We start from the raw sequence: 14,336 nt of genomic DNA, 5'->3' as shown, positions 1-14,336 counted from the left end.
TCAACGCGACGTGAGGACCACTCCGGTTCCCACAACGGTTCCGTAGCCAGGGGTTGGCTCGAATCCGCGAAACGATTGGCGCAAGTTGATGAACGCTGCTGCGTTCGCTTGACCACGTTTGCGGTTCTGGAACCGGACAATCCAGAAAATCACAGGACTAAAGATGCTCTTCCGCTCGAGCGCCGCAACTTGCGGCGCCCTGATTGCGCTCGCCGTTTCTGTTGCCGCTGCCCGAAGTGAAACGATTGGGGGTCACTCAAATAACGTCGTCGATGCCGCCTCTGGCGATGCGGTCGTTGGCGCGGCGTCCACATACAATCCGTTCAAGCCCGGCAAGGAGGAGGGCGGTCCGAAGACAGCCACCGGCGAGCGTTATGATCCCTCTGCCTGGACTGCCGCCATCAAGACGAGCTTACGTCGGAAATTCGGTGGGGTTCAATTTGGCACGAGGCCGAAATATGCCCTCGTCGAGGCCGTGGGCAAGAAGGTCATTGTCAAGATAAATGACGTGGGGCCGCTCCGACCTGGCCGCATCATTGACCTCAATGAGCGGACGATGCGCCATTTCGATCCAAGCATGGACCTCGGAGTGATTCCTGGTGTGAAAGTCAGTCCGCTCGCAGGGGACAATTGGACCCCGGGCCCGGTGGGCTGAACACGGCAGCGTTCATCGATGTCGGCCCTATCGCTTCGCCAGGCCCTTAGCCACCATGCGCCAGACCAGCAGATCGATGCGGTCCTGGCCGAAGAACGGCTCGTTCTCGAACACGAAGGGCGGCACGCCCCAATGGCCTGACGCGGCGTGGTCTTTCTCGTTCTCCGCGATCACATGCTCGTAGCGATCCGGGTCGGCATTGATCGCGGCGTCCATCGCGGCGAGATCGAAGCCGGCCTGCGCGGCCGCGCGCGCGAGATGATCGCCTTCGTTCCATCCCGCCACCGAACCGTCCCACAGCACGCTGGCGATCGCCGAGGTGAATGCGAGCGCGCGTCCCTCGAGCTGCGCCATCGCCCCCAGCCGGGTCAGGCGGTGGATATAGGGCTGCTCGGCCGCGACGTCGAACGTCGTCTTGTCCTGCACGATCGGATCAGGCCTGGGAAAGCGGAACGGAATGCCCTCGTGCTGCGCCACGCGCGTGCTGTCGAGCAACACGTAGCGGATGAAGTTCGGATTGGCCTTCTTGAAGAAGCCGGGCACGCGCACCGCGAGCGGGTAGACCGGCCGCAGGTTCACGGCGAGATCGTAGTTCTCGACGAGCTTTTGCGTCTTCGGCAACGCCAGATAGCTGAACGGGCTGCGGAAGGAGAAGAAGAGATCGACGGACAGCGTCATCTGGCCGGCTCCACGATGCATCCCATCATGCTGCGGGCCACGAGCTTGTGGAATGGCGTGATGAGTGTGAGGTAAGTCCGTCCAAGCAAATTGTTCGTTTTCACCAGAGTGGTCACGGTGACGTGGCGAAGCGTCGCCTCGCCGGCGACATCGACCACGATACGGAAATCGAGATGATAGTCGTTGAAGCCGGCGACCAGCCGCTCCGGCGCCTCGCTCACCACAGGAAACAGGCCAATCAAGCCGCCGGGCGCGTAGGCACCTTCACCCGATGTTTTCAAGCCGAACGGTGTCACCAGAATGTTGCGCAAGCGCGTCAGCGCATCGATCCAGCGCGGTCCGTGCAGAACCATTCGGGTGCAGGCCTCGCGGGCGCTCAATTGCATCGCGCCGACCTCCACGCGAAAGGCATCGATGAACTGCGCGCCTGTCAACAGCGGGCCGGCATCGACATTGGGGGTGACTTCGCGGACTGTCCCGATCATCCCGCCAGTTTGCGCGTCAGCATCCGGAAGCGCAAGATCAGCAGCCCGGCATAGACGAAGGTCCCGACCGAGAAGCCGACCCAGACGCCAACCGCGCCGAGCCCGGTGTGGAAGGCCAGCGCCCAGCCGACGGGAAAAGCGACGCCCCAATAGCCGATAGCAGCGAACAGCAGCGTCATCCTGGTGTCGTTGATGCCGCGCAGCGCACCTCCCATGATGGTCTGCAGGCCGTCGGCGATGAAGAAGGTGGCGCCGACCAGCAGCAGCGTCGCGGTCAGCTCGACGGTGGTCGCGCTGCCGGCGCCGCTGCCGAAAAACAGCTGGCCGAGCTGGTAGCGCCCAAAAATGATCGCGATCGTCAGGGCACAGACTAGGCCGATGCCAAGCACGGCTGCGGCCAGCCCGGCGCGGGTCACGGCGGCCGGCTCGCCGCGGCCGAAGGCGTGGCCAACCCGCACCGTCGCCGCCATGCCGATGCCGAGCGGCACCATGAACAGCACGGCGGTGACCTGCAGCGCGATCTGATGCGCGGCAATCGCGGTGGTCGAGATCAATCCCATCAGCAGCGCCGCCGAGGAGAATAGGCCGTATTCCAGCAGCAGCGAAAACGAGATCGGTGCGCCAAGCGCGATCAATTGCCGCATCAGGGGCCAGTCGATCCGCCACAGGTGGGCGAGCGGGCGGTAGTCCGAGAACGGCTTTCGCAGTCCGGCGATGGCGAGCACGGCGATGAACGTGCCGAGGTTGACGATCGTGGTCGCGAGTCCCGCGCCGAACAGGCCGAGCTCGGGCACGCCGAACAGGCCGTGGATCAGGGCATAGACCAGCACGGCATTGACCGGGATCGCCGCCAGCGTGATCCACAGCGGCGGCTGCGGCCGGTTCACCGCGCTCATCATGCTGCGCAGCGCGATGAAGCCGAGCGCCGGCGCGATGCCCCAGGCGAGGCCGTTGAGATAGTGCTGCGCCAGCGCGGCCGATTGCGGCGCTTGTCCGAGTGCGAGCAGGATCTGCTCGCCATAGAGCGGCGAGGCCATCATCGGCAGTGAGATCAGAAACGCGACCCACAGCCCGACGCGCAAGGAGCGGCGGATGCGCCTGACATCGCCGGCGCCGAACGCCTGCGCCGCCAGCGGCGACACCGCCGACATCAGCCCGAGCCCGAAGGTGAAGCTGACGAAATAGACCGTGTGCGCCAGCGCCGCCGCGGCCACCGCATTCTCGCCGAGCCGGCCGATCAACGCGAGATCGGTCGTGATCATCGCGATCTGCCCGAGCTGCGTCAGCATCAGCGGCACGGCCAGCCGCAACGTCTCGACGAACTCGTCGGCGAGGCGGCTTTGCGGCACGCCGGCTTGCGGCTGCGCATGATGTTGGACGGTGTCGAGCATGGCGGCTCAATAGCACGCCTGAGCGACGAAAACATGGCTCTCTTGCGCTCTCCCCTTGCGGGAGAGGGTGGATCGCCGCGAAGCGGCGAGACGGGTGAGGGGCTCTATCCGCGAGTCCAATTCTTGCTTGAATTCGCGGAGGCATACCCCTCATCCGGCGCTTCGCGCCACCTTCTTCCGCAAGGGGAGAAGGAAGAAAGAGGCCTCAGCTCTTCCGTTCCGGCACGCGCTTGATCTTCGCGCCCAGCGCGTTCAGGCGCTCCTCGATGCGCTCGTAGCCGCGCTCGATCTGGTCGGCGTTGTTGATGGTGGAGGTGCCTTGCGCGCACACCGCCGCCAGCAGCATCGCCATGCCGGCGCGGATGTCGGGCGAGGTCATGGTCGCGCCGTGCAGGCGGCTCGGACCGGCGATGATCGCGCGGTGCGGGTCGCACAGTACGATGCGCGCGCCCATCGCGATCAGCTTGTCGACGAAGAACATCCTGGATTCGAACATCTTCTCGAACATCAGGATGACGCCCTCGCATTGCGTGGCGGTGACGATCGCGATCGACATCAGGTCGGCCGGAAAGGCCGGCCAGGGCTGATCCTCGAGCTTGGGCACATGGCCGCCGAAATCGTCCTGGATCTTCAACGTCTGGTTCGACGGCACGATGAGATCGTCGCCCTCGACGCGGCAGACGATGCCGAGCCGCTCGAAACCCATCCGGATCGAGCGCAGATGCTCGACGCCGGCGCGCGTGATGCGTAACGGAGAGCGCGTCACCGCGGCGAGCCCGATCAGTGAGCCGACCTCGATATGGTCGGGCTGGATCCTGTAGGTCGTCTCCCCCAGCGTCGCCGGCCCGTGCACGATCATGGTGTTGGTGCCGATGCCCTCGATCTTGGCGCCAAGCGCGACCAGGAAATTGGCGAGGTCCTGCACATGCGGCTCGGACGCCGCGTTGCGCAAATATGTGACGCCGTCGGCGGCGACCGCCGCGACCAGCGCGTTCTCGGTCGCGGTGACGCTGGGCTCGTCCAGGAACACGTCCGCACCGGCAAGCTTGGGCGCCCGGAATTCGAGCCGGTCGGTCGCGGTGACCTTGGCGCCGAGCTGCTCCAGCGCCAACACATGGGTGTCGAGCCGGCGTCGCCCGATGACGTCGCCGCCGGGCGGTGGCAGCATCACCTCGCCGCAGCGCGCGAGCAGCGGGCCGGCGAGCAGGATCGAGGCGCGGATGCGCACGCACAGCTCGGGGTCGAGATCGGCGGCGCGGATACTCTTGGCGTGGATATGGAGGGTATTGCGGGCCGTCCATTCCGCCGACGCGCCGACCGAGCGGATCAGCTCGACCAGCGTCTCGGTGTCGCGGATCCGCGGCACGTTCTCCAGCGTCACCGGATGTGAGGTGAGCAGCGCCGCGGCGATGATCGGCAGTGCCGAATTCTTGTTGCCGGACGGCTCGATCGAGCCCGAGAGCCGGTGACCGCCCTCGACGATGTATTGGATGGGCGCCACGGGGTTCTCGCTGTCCTGTTGAGTGGGCGGGCCTGTTTCGGGCGGAAACTACAGAGATTTGAGCGCGGGAGCAATTGTAGTGGGGCGGGCTCGCACCCGCCCGTCTGGCGCCCGTGGCAGCAAGCCCGCCCTTAGAACAGCCCGATGATATTCCCGATCACGTAGAGGATCGCGATCAGGATCAGGGCCCCCATCATGATGAAGGAGATTTCGATGGCGATGGCGCCGGTGCCGAGTGTGGCAGCGACAGCGGCAAGGAGCCGTTCCTCCCGGAAGATCAGGGAAAGCACCGAAAGCAGGATGGCGAGCAGGCCGAGCGAGATCGCTGTGACCGACGCGGTTTCACTCCAGCTTCGTCCGGCCGACTTCTCAGGCCTCGGAGCCTGATACTCCACGCCCTTCACCTTTGCGACGATGCGGTCCTTGATGCGATGTCCGGTGTCGACGATCACCTTGTCTGCGGGCGGCGGCGGAAACACGATCGGCACGACCCAATGCGGCAACACGGCCGCCATCAGCGCCAGCACGCCGACAATGCTGCCGATGATGCCGAGGCGGCGTGAGGGCGCGGCGGAACTTGTCGTTGCAGAGGCGGTCATGGCGCGACATTTCCCGGCCGGAATTGGCCTTGCGGGGGCATGCCGTTTCGTCGCGATGGCGGGTAGGGAGGTTCAGGGCCGGTCACCTCTCCCCGACGGGGAGAGGTGATCCGTGTCCGTGGCGGGGGCCGACCAAGTCCAAGCCCAACGGCCTCAGATATCGATCGTCGCGCTGAGCGAGTGTTCCTGGATGAAGTCGCGACGGGGCTCGACCACGTCACCCATCAGCTTGGTGAAGATGTCGTCGGCCTCGTCGACCTCCTTGACCTTCACCTGCAGCAGCGAGCGCGCGTCGGTGTTCAGCGTGGTCTCCCAGAGCTGCTCCGGGTTCATCTCGCCGAGACCTTTGTAGCGCTGCAGCGCGATGCCCTTGCGGCCGGCTTCAGTCACGGCCTCGAACAGGTCGGACGGGCCGTGCACCACATGCTCGCTATCCTTGCGGCGCAGCTTGCCGGAGCGCGCGTAGACGTCCTGGAGCTTGGGCGTGTACTCGTCGAGCTTGCGGGCTTCGGCCGAGCCGAGCAGCGCGTCGTCGATGACGGCGGCTTCCTTGACGCCGCGCACGGTACGCTCGAACAGGAAACCCTGGCCTTCGACGAACTGTCCGACCCAGCCGCGCTCGACCTCCTCGGCCTGGCTGTCCAGCCGGGTTGCGATGTATTGCGCCGCGGCGATGGCGTTCTCGGGGTTGCCGTAGACCGACTTGTTCAGCACGCCGGTGATGGCGGCCTGCTCGACCACCTTGCGGTTATAGCGGCTGTGCAAGCTGCGCAGGATGCTGCGGACGACGCGGGCATCGTCGACCAGCGCGCGCAGATCGCGTCCGCTGCGGTCGCCGCCGGTGCCGGGGATGTAGACGCAATCGTCGAGCCCGGCGTCGATCAGATAATCTTCCAGCGCCCGCTCGTCCTTCAGATATTGCTCGGATTTGCCTTTGCTGACCTTATAGAGCGGCGGTTGGGCGATGTAGAGATAGCCGCCGTCGATGATGTCGCGCATCTGCCGGTAGAAGAACGTCAGCAGCAGCGTGCGGATGTGGGCGCCGTCGACGTCGGCGTCCGTCATCACGATGATCTTGTGATAGCGCAGCTTCTCGACCGAGAACTCGTCGCTGATGCCGGTGCCGAGCGCGGTGATCAGCGTGCCGATCTGCTCCGACGACAGCATCTTGTCGGGACGGACGCGCTCGACGTTGAGGATCTTGCCGCGCAGCGGCAGCACCGCCTGGAATTCGCGGTTGCGACCCTGCTTGGCGCTGCCGCCTGCCGAGTCGCCCTCGACGATGAAAAGCTCGGACTTTGCCGGATCCTTTTCCTGGCAGTCGGCGAGCTTGCCGGGCAGCGAGGAGACCGAGAGCGGGCTCTTGCGCGTCAGCTCGCGCGCTTTTCGCGCAGCTTCACGGGCCGCGGCGGCCTGGATCACCTTGCCGACGATCATCTTGGCCTCGGACGGGTGCTCCTCGAACCAGGCGGCAAGCGCCTCGTTGAGGACGTTCTCGACCACGGGGCGCACTTCCGAGGACACCAGCTTGTCCTTGGTCTGCGACGAGAACTTCGGGTCCGGCACCTTCACCGACAGCACGGCGGTGAGACCTTCGCGGCAATCGTCGCCGGTCAGCGCGATCTTCTCTTTCTTGGCGTTGGCCTCGGCATAGCCGTTGACCTGGCGCGTCAGCGCGCCGCGGAAACCGGCGAGATGGGTGCCGCCGTCGCGTTGCGGGATGTTGTTGGTGAAGCACAGCACGTTCTCGTGGTAGCTGTCGTTCCACCACAGCGCAGCCTCGACGCCGATGCCGTTGGCCTCCGAGCGCACCATGATCGGCGCCGGCACCAGTGCCTTCTTGTTGCGGTCGAGATATTTGACGAACTCCTCGACGCCGCCGGAATAGAACATCTCCTCGCGCTTCTCGACTGCGTGGCGCATGTCGGAGAGGACGATGTTGACGCCGGAATTGAGGAAGGCGAGCTCGCGCAGGCGATGCTCGAGCGTGGCGAAATCATATTCGATGTTCTTGAAGGTCTCGGTCGAGGCCAGGAACGTCACTTCAGTGCCGCGCTTGCCAGGTGCGTCGCCGACCACCTTCAGCGGCGCCACGGCATCGCCGTGGGCGAACTCGATATAGTGCTCCTTGTCGTCGCGCCAGATCCGCAGGCCGAGCTTGCTCGACAGCGCATTGACGACGGAGACGCCGACGCCGTGCAGGCCGCCGGAAACCTTGTAGGAGTTCTGGTCGAACTTACCGCCGGCGTGGAGCTGGGTCATGATGACCTCGGCTGCCGAGATGCCTTCGCCCTTGTGGATGTCGACGGGAATGCCGCGGCCGTCGTCGCGCACGGTGACGGAATTGTCGGCGTTGAGCACGACCTCGACGCGCGTGGCGTGGCCCGCCAGCGCTTCGTCGATCGCGTTGTCAACGACTTCGTACACCATGTGGTGCAGGCCCGAGCCGTCATCGGTGTCGCCGATATACATGCCAGGGCGCTTGCGGACGGCGTCGAGACCCTTGAGCACGCGGATCGATTCCGCACCGTATTCGCTCGGATTGGAGGGCTCGTTTTCGGCAGCGGGCTGCCGAGCAGGTTCTGTCATGAGAGGCCTTCGAAATGTCGCCCGAATCAGCGGCGCAAAAAGCGCTGATTTGCAGGGCTATTTGTGCCACGAAAGGGGCATTGCGCCTAGCGCAAAGTATGCTGTCGCAACCCTTTGAGCAGATAGGGATTTTTGGCCAGTTTTCAAGGCGTTTGAAGGCCGATTCCGGAGCTCGAAAAAAGCGCGATTCGAGGGGCCGTTTGGGGCTCGGAAGGGCGTGGTTTTTGCGGGCTTGGAAGTGGGTGTTCTGAGCCCCTTCAGGCGCCTTCACGCGGGCGCCTGTCATGCCCGGGCTTCCCGCAACAAAGATGGGGATGGCCGGGACAAGCCCGGCACCTCAATACATCTGCAGCGGCAGCACGTCGCCGCTTGGCCCCACCAGCAGACCCCAGGCATCGCCGGCGGCGACGGTGAGGGTCTCGGTGCGGGCGGGCTGCCCGCCTACACGCAGCGCGTATTGGTACTTGCCCGGCGGCAGATCGAGCATCGGGCCCTTCGGCGATTGCGGGCCGCCGGCGCCGGCCGCGATCTTCACGGTTTGCCTGTTGATCGCGAGCGAGGCTTCCTTGTCGCCCATGTTGCCCATCACCAGCCGGGCTTGTCCCGCCTTCGGAATGATGTCGGCCTTGGCCGCGGCATCCGGATTTTTTTGGACCAGGTTGACCGTGGTCTCGCTCCTGGCGCGGCCAAGCCTGAGCACGGCCGGTCCTTGTGGCGAGGTGAAGTCGATCTGCGCGCGTTCCGCGGACACGGCGGCTCCGCCGGTCTTTTCCTGCCAGCCGAGCTTGCCAAGCTCGGTGCGGTAGAAGGCCAGGACGTCGCCGAGCGGGGCGGGGATGCTGGCTTCGAGTTCGCGGCGGAACGGCGTCTCGCTACCCGGGAATTTCGAGGTGGCGAGCGAGGTCGACGAGCGCTGCGTCGGCACGGGCAACTGAGATTCGGTGTCAAGCTTGAGCGGCTCGGAGGATTTGGCCTGCACCTCCGGGATCGCCGCAGCCACCACGAGAGCCGATCCGCTGGCGCGAACGTTCACCTTCGGACCCATCTGCATGACCGTCATCGAGATCGACTTGCCGCCCTTGGAGAATTCCATCACCGCCATGTTGGGCTGGTTGATCACGGAGGGCTGCTCCTTCCAGCCTGCGGGCTTGAGCGATGCGCGATAGAACGCGGTGAGGGCCTTGACGCTCGAGCTGGAGGAGAATTCGAGATGGCCGCCATTGCCTTCGAACGTCACGCCTTCGGCGGTCTCCGGCAGCGGCACCGGCGTGTTGCTGCCTGCGAGCGCATTCAGCGGCGCATCGGACAGCGCGGCCGCCTGCACCTTGCGCCTTGCTTCGTCGGCGGCGATGACCTGCTTGGCCGTACCCAGCGCATCCGCAAGGAACTTCTCGTCGGTGTCCTTCTTCGCCTTGGCGCGCGCGGCGAGCGCGGATTCCGTCACCTGCGTGGTCAGGCTGACCATGGTGAAATCATATTTGCGGCCGAGCCGCAGCACGCCGGTCTCATCAGTGTTGGAGACCTTGATCGCGATCTCGTCGCCAGGGGCGAGCGGCGCGCTGCCGTCTTCCCGCCAGCCGCGCGCTGCGAGCTCGCGGTGATAGAAGGCGAGCACGGCAGGCAGCTCGGCCATTGCGGCAGCACTCATCTCGCGCTTGTTGGAGCTCGCGCTGCCGAGGCCTCTGGCCGACTTGGTCGGGCTCGGCCGCGGCAGGCCGGCGATGTCGCTATCGGCCTTGAGATCGGCGGGCAGCACGAACGGTGCGATCCGGATGTCGACATTGGTCCGGCCGTCGTCGCGGCGCGTCAGCGTCAGCATCACCGGCTTCTGCTTATAGAACTGCGTCGTGTCGCCCTCGGGATGGTCGTAGAAGGCGCGCACGCCGTTCGGCACGGTCTCATCGAGGCCGGCACTGGTCCAGCGCGCGGCCGTTTCCGCGGTGAGCTTGCGCCAGCCGATCGCCTCCATCTGGCCGGTGTAGAAATCCGATATGGCATCGAGCGCGCCGGGCGCGATGCAGCCGAGATAGGGCCTGGTGCCGTCGAACACAAGGTCGCTCGCGCCGTCGGGGAACGGCACGTCCGAATAGATCCGGTCGGTGGTGTAATACACCACGGACTGATCGGGGCGGCCGAGCGCTTGCGTGAAGTGAACGGACAGGCCCTGCCGCCCCTTCTTGAATTTCAGCGTGGTGCTCTTCTCCTCCAGCGGCAGCACATAGGGCACCCAGCCGTCGGCGCTCAGGAGCTTCCGCACCGCCTGCGAGGTCGCGGCTTGCGGCGTCGGCACGCGATATTCGACGCGGTAGGGATCGGGGCGCGTGGTGTCCTCCACCGCACCCTCGAGCTGCGGCAGCGCGTGGACGTCGGCGATGCCCTCGTCGGCGCCGGCTGCGATGGAGCAGCTCGCCACCAGGAAGAGGCCGCATGCAAGCAGCCGCCATCGAGTCGGGACTTGCGTCCCGCGCGTCATCCTCAACATGGTCAATTCTCCAGGGGCGTGGCGCAGCGCACCGGCTCGCGCGCAATTGCGGACTGCGGCACCGTCGGCGCGGCCTCTGACGAGAAGTCGCGGCAGGAACCGGTGAGGGTCAAAGACCGCCGAAGGCCCCGGGACGCCTCAATACAGCTGGAGTGGAGGCCGGACGTCGCCGTCGCGCCCAAGCGAGAGCTCCCAGGCATCGCCGGCGGCAATGGTGATTGTATTGGTGGTGGCCGGGCGGTCCGGCGCGCTCAGCTCGTAGGAATATCTGCCGGGCGGCAGATCCAGCGATACCGCGTTGGTGCCGGCGGCACGCTTGATGGTCCGCGCGTCGATCGTGAGCACGGCGTCCTCGCCGCTGATATTGTTGAACACCAGCTTGGCCTGGCCGGGCTCGGGCATGATATTCGCCCGCGTCGCCGCATCGGCGTTCTTCTGCACGAGGTGAATCGAGGTGCTGCTGTCCCTGCGGGCGAGCTCCAGTGCGGCGGGCCCCAGCGGCGAGGTGAAGGCGAGCTGGACGTGATCGGCTGCGATCACTGCGCCGTCGCGCTGCTCCTGCCAGCCGAGCTTTCCGAGCTCCGTGCGATAGAAGGCGAGGACGTCGCCGAGCTGTGCAGGCACGGTGGTTTCGAGCCTGGTGCGGAGCGGTGCCGCGATTCCGGGCATCACGGTGGTGTGGGTGCCGCGATAGAGGTAGCGGGTCGGCGCCGGCAGCTTGGCGGCGGGGTCCAGCGTCAGCGCGGACGAGAACAATTGCGGCAGATTGGACACGAACGCGCCGGCACTGGCCGCGAGCAGGCAGCTTGCGAGGAGAGCGAGGCCGCACGCAAACAATTGCCATCGTGCCGGAGCTCGCGCCCCATGCCTCACCGTCGTCATGCCGATGCTCCAAGAATACTGCGAAGGATATCGCGCGTGTCCGAGATATTCGCGCGATGGCCGCGTCTTGCGGCCTCAAGCAGCTAGTCGCTAACGGAAACGGCCGGGTTCAATCGCGCTGCTGGCTTCGAGCGGAGACTCGTCCGCTCTCGACGTCAAACACTTCGCCTCCCGCGCCGATGTCGGCGAAGGCGGCAGGGTCGGCGCCCGTCAGCCACACCTGCGCGCCGAGCGTCTTCAGCTCGTCGAACAGCGCGGCGCGCCGGTTCGGGTCGAGATGCGCGACGACCTCGTCGAGCAGCAGCAGCGGCACGATGCCGGTCATTTCGGCGACCAGGCTCGCATGCGCCAGCACGAGGCCGATCAGCAGCGCCTTCTGCTCGCCGGTCGAGGCATCGCGCGCCGGCATGTTCTTCGGTGCGTAAACGACCTGGAGGTCGGTGAGATGCGGGCCGTCGGTGGTGCGGCCGGCGATGGCATCGCGCGGACGGTTGTCGCGCAGGATCTGGCGGTAGCGGTCCTCGACCGAGGTCGCGGTCTCCTCCAGCAGTGCGTTCTCCATCCAGCCGTCGAGCGCGATTCGCGCCGAGGGAAAGGCGGAGGCCTGTGCGCGCGCGTTGAGCATGCCGGTCAGCCTTGCCGCGGTCTGGCCGCGCGTTGCCGCGACCGCGACCGCGAGCTCCGCGGTCTCGCGCTCGATCGCGTCGCACCAATGGTCGTCGTAATTGCGGGTCTCGAGCAGGCGGTTGCGCGAGCGCAAGGAACGCTCCAGCGCGTTGATGCGGCTGGAATGCTCGTTGTCGATGGCGAGCACCAGGCGGTCGAAGAAGCGCCGTCGCTCGGAGGCTGCGCCCATGAACAGCCCGTCCATCGCCGGCGTCAGCCACACCATGCGGATGTGGTCGCCGAAGGCGCTGGCCGAGCCCACCGGCTCGCGGTCGATGCGGCAGCGCCGGCTCACCGCGGTGTCCGCGCGCGGCGGCTCGATGCCGGTGCCGAGCGTCGCCAGCCCCAGCGCGCCCTCGACCTGCGCCGACACCGCCCAGGAGCCGTCGCCCTGGTTGTCGGCGACGTCCTCCAGCGTGGCGCGCCGCAGGCCCCGTCCGGGCGACAGGAACGAGATCGCCTCGATGCAATTGGTCTTGCCCGCCCCGTTCGGCCCGACCAGCGCCACCAGGTCAGCCGCCGTCTCGAGCCCCGCCGCCCGGTAATTGCGAAAATGCGTCAGCGTCAGGCGGTGAATGCGGGAGGGGGTCATGTTACTTCTGTCATTGCCGGGCTTGACCCGGCAATCCATCGCCCGCTTCAGCGGGCAATTTCATCATATAGGTCTTGCCACGCGGGATTGCCCTTCACGATCAAATCGATCTTCCACTCGCGTGACCAGTGTTTCATATTTTTCTCGCGCTGAAGGGCAGCGGCGATCGTGTCATGCGCCTCGAAATAGACCAGAGTCTTCACTCCGTAACGTTTGGTGAAGCCATCGGCCAGACCTTCGCGATGTTCGTAGACGCGCCGGATCAGATTGTTCGTGACACCGATGTAGAGCGTTCCACCGGGCTTACTAGCGAGGATATACACCCAATAGGTCATCTTGTTCGATGGATGGCCGGGTCAAGCCCAGCCATGACGAGAGGAGAGAAATCGCCTCACACCCGCATCGGCATCAGCACATACAGCGCGCTCTTGTCGTCGCGGTCCTGCACCAGGGTCGGCGAGCCGGGATCGGCGAGCTTGAGCGTTGCGACGTCGCCTTCGATCTGGGCGGCGATGTCGAGCAGATAGCGGGAGTTGAAGCCGATATCGAGGGCGTCGGAGGCGTATTCGACCTCGAGCTCTTCGGTCGCGCTGCCGGAATCCGGGTTGGTCACCGACAGCACCAGCTTGCCGGCCGACAGCGACAGTTTCACCGCGCGGCCGCGCTCGCTGGAGATGGTGGAGACACGGTCGACCGCGTTCTCAAAATCCTTCTTGTCGACGACGAGCTCCTTGTCGTTGCCTTGCGGAATGACGCGGCCGTAATCGGGGAAGGTGCCGTCGATCAGTTTCGAGGTCAGCACGACGTTGCCGATGGTGAAGCGGATCTTGGCCTGCGACAGCTCGATGGTCATCTCGGCGTCGGTGTCCTCGATCAGGCGCTGCACCTCGCCGACGGTCTTGCGCGGCACGATCACGCCGGGCATGCCCTCGGCGCCCTTGGGCTGCACCAGGTCGAGCTGGGCGAGGCGGTGGCCGTCGGTGGCGACGCCGCGCAGGGTCGCGGCCTTGGCGGTGCCGGCGGCGTGCAGATAGATGCCGTTGAGATAATAGCGCGTCTCTTCCGTCGAGATCGCGAACTGGGTGCGGTCGATCAGTCGCTTGATGTCCTTGGCGGCGAGCGAGAAGGAATGCGACATGTCGCCGGCGGCCAGATCCGGGAAGTCGTTCTCCGGCAGCGTCTGCAGCGTGAAGCGCGAGCGGCCGGCGCGGATCGCCAGCACGGCGCGGTCGCCGTCGGCCTCCAGCACGATCTGCGAGCCATCAGGCAGCTTGCGCACGATGTCGTAGAACATGTGCGCCGGCACGGTGGTGGAACCCGCTGTCGCGGTTTCCGCAGGCAACGTTTCCGTCACCTCGAGATCGAGGTCGGTCGCCTTCAACGACAGCTTGGCGTTCTCGGCCCGGACCAGCACGTTGCCGAGGATCGGAATCGTGTTGCGGCGTTCGACCACGCGGTGGACATGGCCCAGTGACTTCAGGAGTTGCGCGCGTTCGACCGTAACCTTCATTGCACTACTCGCCCGATCCCCAAGATGTAAAAAGCCGGGCAGCCGAAAAGCGCCGCGGCACCGATGACCCCGGTCGGCCGGGTCATCCGACCGATATGACCAAAGCCGTCAGGGTCGCGCAAGGTGGCGCGGATGGCCCCCGGATTCAAGGGATCGGGGCCAGTTCCCCACGATTTACGGGCAAAAATTCCAGCCGCCGTCCAGACGTAGTGTGCTCCCTCGCCCCGCCTGCGGGGAGAGGGTTGGGGTGAGGGGGAGTCTTCGAAAGGGGGGGGTGAGAGTTGGATGCGCGGAGGCTCCTCTCAC

12 protein-coding genes are annotated in these 14,336 nt (G+C 65.8%); 1 reads left to right on the top strand and 11 read right to left on the bottom strand.

Annotated elements, in window-relative coordinates; genetic code table 11:
- Positions 1 to 163 precede the first annotated feature (163 nt).
- Positions 164 to 655: a septal ring lytic transglycosylase RlpA family protein gene (locus X268_RS31740; protein WP_128928596.1), complete on the top strand. Its 492-nt coding sequence runs from the start codon at positions 164 to 166 to the stop codon at positions 653 to 655.
- 27 nt (positions 656 to 682) lie between these two features.
- Here the strand turns inward: X268_RS31740 and X268_RS31735 are convergent, their stop codons facing one another.
- The 11 genes from X268_RS31735 to dnaN all read right to left on the bottom strand — a co-directional run bounded on the left by X268_RS31735 (position 683) and on the right by dnaN (position 14,030).
- Complete coding sequence (locus X268_RS31735) at positions 683 to 1,333, bottom strand: 2-hydroxychromene-2-carboxylate isomerase (RefSeq protein WP_128928595.1); 651 nt, start codon at positions 1,331 to 1,333, stop codon at positions 683 to 685.
- Positions 1,330 to 1,818 (bottom strand): DUF2867 domain-containing protein, encoded by a 489-nt coding sequence (locus X268_RS31730; protein WP_128928594.1) that lies wholly within the window; start codon positions 1,816 to 1,818, stop codon positions 1,330 to 1,332. Before X268_RS31730 ends, X268_RS31735 begins: the two co-directional genes overlap by 4 nt.
- Positions 1,815 to 3,209, bottom strand: coding sequence for an MATE family efflux transporter (locus tag X268_RS31725; protein ID WP_128928593.1), 1,395 nt, complete (start codon positions 3,207 to 3,209; stop codon positions 1,815 to 1,817). Before X268_RS31725 ends, X268_RS31730 begins: the two co-directional genes overlap by 4 nt.
- A gap of 205 nt (positions 3,210 to 3,414) precedes the next feature.
- Entirely contained in the window at positions 3,415 to 4,710 is a 1,296-nt protein-coding gene (gene murA / locus X268_RS31720) for a UDP-N-acetylglucosamine 1-carboxyvinyltransferase (protein ID WP_128928592.1), read from the bottom strand.
- Positions 4,711 to 4,841: 131 nt separating this feature from the next.
- Positions 4,842 to 5,309, bottom strand: a complete 468-nt coding sequence (locus tag X268_RS31715; RefSeq protein ID WP_128928591.1) for a hypothetical protein — start codon at positions 5,307 to 5,309, stop codon at positions 4,842 to 4,844.
- Between the two features lie 153 nt (positions 5,310 to 5,462).
- The gene (gene gyrB, locus X268_RS31710) at positions 5,463 to 7,898 is read right to left on the bottom strand and encodes a DNA topoisomerase (ATP-hydrolyzing) subunit B (protein ID WP_128928590.1); all 2,436 of its coding nucleotides are present in this window, start codon (positions 7,896 to 7,898) and stop codon (positions 5,463 to 5,465) included.
- A gap of 337 nt (positions 7,899 to 8,235) precedes the next feature.
- A complete protein-coding gene (locus X268_RS31705) occupies positions 8,236 to 10,380 on the bottom strand; it encodes a hypothetical protein (RefSeq protein WP_128928589.1) in 2,145 nt (714 codons plus the stop codon).
- Between the two features lie 138 nt (positions 10,381 to 10,518).
- Entirely contained in the window at positions 10,519 to 11,262 is a 744-nt protein-coding gene (locus X268_RS31700; RefSeq protein WP_128928588.1) for a hypothetical protein, read from the bottom strand.
- Between the two features lie 109 nt (positions 11,263 to 11,371).
- Positions 11,372 to 12,520 carry a DNA replication/repair protein RecF gene (gene recF, locus X268_RS31695; RefSeq protein WP_128928587.1) on the bottom strand — a complete coding sequence of 383 codons (1,149 nt, stop codon included), beginning with the start codon at positions 12,518 to 12,520 and terminating at the stop codon, positions 11,372 to 11,374.
- Between the two features lie 47 nt (positions 12,521 to 12,567).
- On the bottom strand, positions 12,568 to 12,855 hold the full coding sequence (locus X268_RS31690) for a GIY-YIG nuclease family protein (protein WP_128928586.1): 288 nt from the start codon (positions 12,853 to 12,855) through the stop codon (positions 12,568 to 12,570).
- A 56-nt stretch (positions 12,856 to 12,911) separates the two neighbouring features.
- Positions 12,912 to 14,030: a DNA polymerase III subunit beta gene (gene dnaN, locus X268_RS31685; protein WP_128928585.1), complete on the bottom strand. Its 1,119-nt coding sequence runs from the start codon at positions 14,028 to 14,030 to the stop codon at positions 12,912 to 12,914.
- Positions 14,031 to 14,336 lie beyond the last annotated feature (306 nt).

The organism is Bradyrhizobium guangxiense (genome assembly GCF_004114915.1).
Taxonomy (GTDB): domain Bacteria; phylum Pseudomonadota; class Alphaproteobacteria; order Rhizobiales; family Xanthobacteraceae; genus Bradyrhizobium; species Bradyrhizobium guangxiense.
The sequence above is the reverse complement of the archived record's forward strand: the minus strand, read 5'-3'. Positions and strand labels throughout refer to the sequence as shown.

Coding starts and splice junctions, on each gene's coding strand:
- X268_RS31740 (WP_128928596.1), top strand. CDS start 164: ATGCTCTTCCGCTCGAGCGCCGCAACTTGCGGCGCCCTGATTGCGCTC.
- X268_RS31735 (WP_128928595.1), bottom strand. CDS start 1,333: ATGACGCTGTCCGTCGATCTCTTCTTCTCCTTCCGCAGCCCGTTCAGC.
- X268_RS31730 (WP_128928594.1), bottom strand. CDS start 1,818: ATGATCGGGACAGTCCGCGAAGTCACCCCCAATGTCGATGCCGGCCCG.
- X268_RS31725 (WP_128928593.1), bottom strand. CDS start 3,209: ATGCTCGACACCGTCCAACATCATGCGCAGCCGCAAGCCGGCGTGCCG.
- X268_RS31715 (WP_128928591.1), bottom strand. CDS start 5,309: ATGACCGCCTCTGCAACGACAAGTTCCGCCGCGCCCTCACGCCGCCTC.
- gyrB (WP_128928590.1), bottom strand. CDS start 7,898: ATGACAGAACCTGCTCGGCAGCCCGCTGCCGAAAACGAGCCCTCCAAT.
- X268_RS31705 (WP_128928589.1), bottom strand. CDS start 10,380: ATGTTGAGGATGACGCGCGGGACGCAAGTCCCGACTCGATGGCGGCTG.
- X268_RS31700 (WP_128928588.1), bottom strand. CDS start 11,262: ATGACGACGGTGAGGCATGGGGCGCGAGCTCCGGCACGATGGCAATTG.
- recF (WP_128928587.1), bottom strand. CDS start 12,520: ATGACCCCCTCCCGCATTCACCGCCTGACGCTGACGCATTTTCGCAAT.
- X268_RS31690 (WP_128928586.1), bottom strand. CDS start 12,855: ATGACCTATTGGGTGTATATCCTCGCTAGTAAGCCCGGTGGAACGCTC.
- dnaN (WP_128928585.1), bottom strand. CDS start 14,030: ATGAAGGTTACGGTCGAACGCGCGCAACTCCTGAAGTCACTGGGCCAT.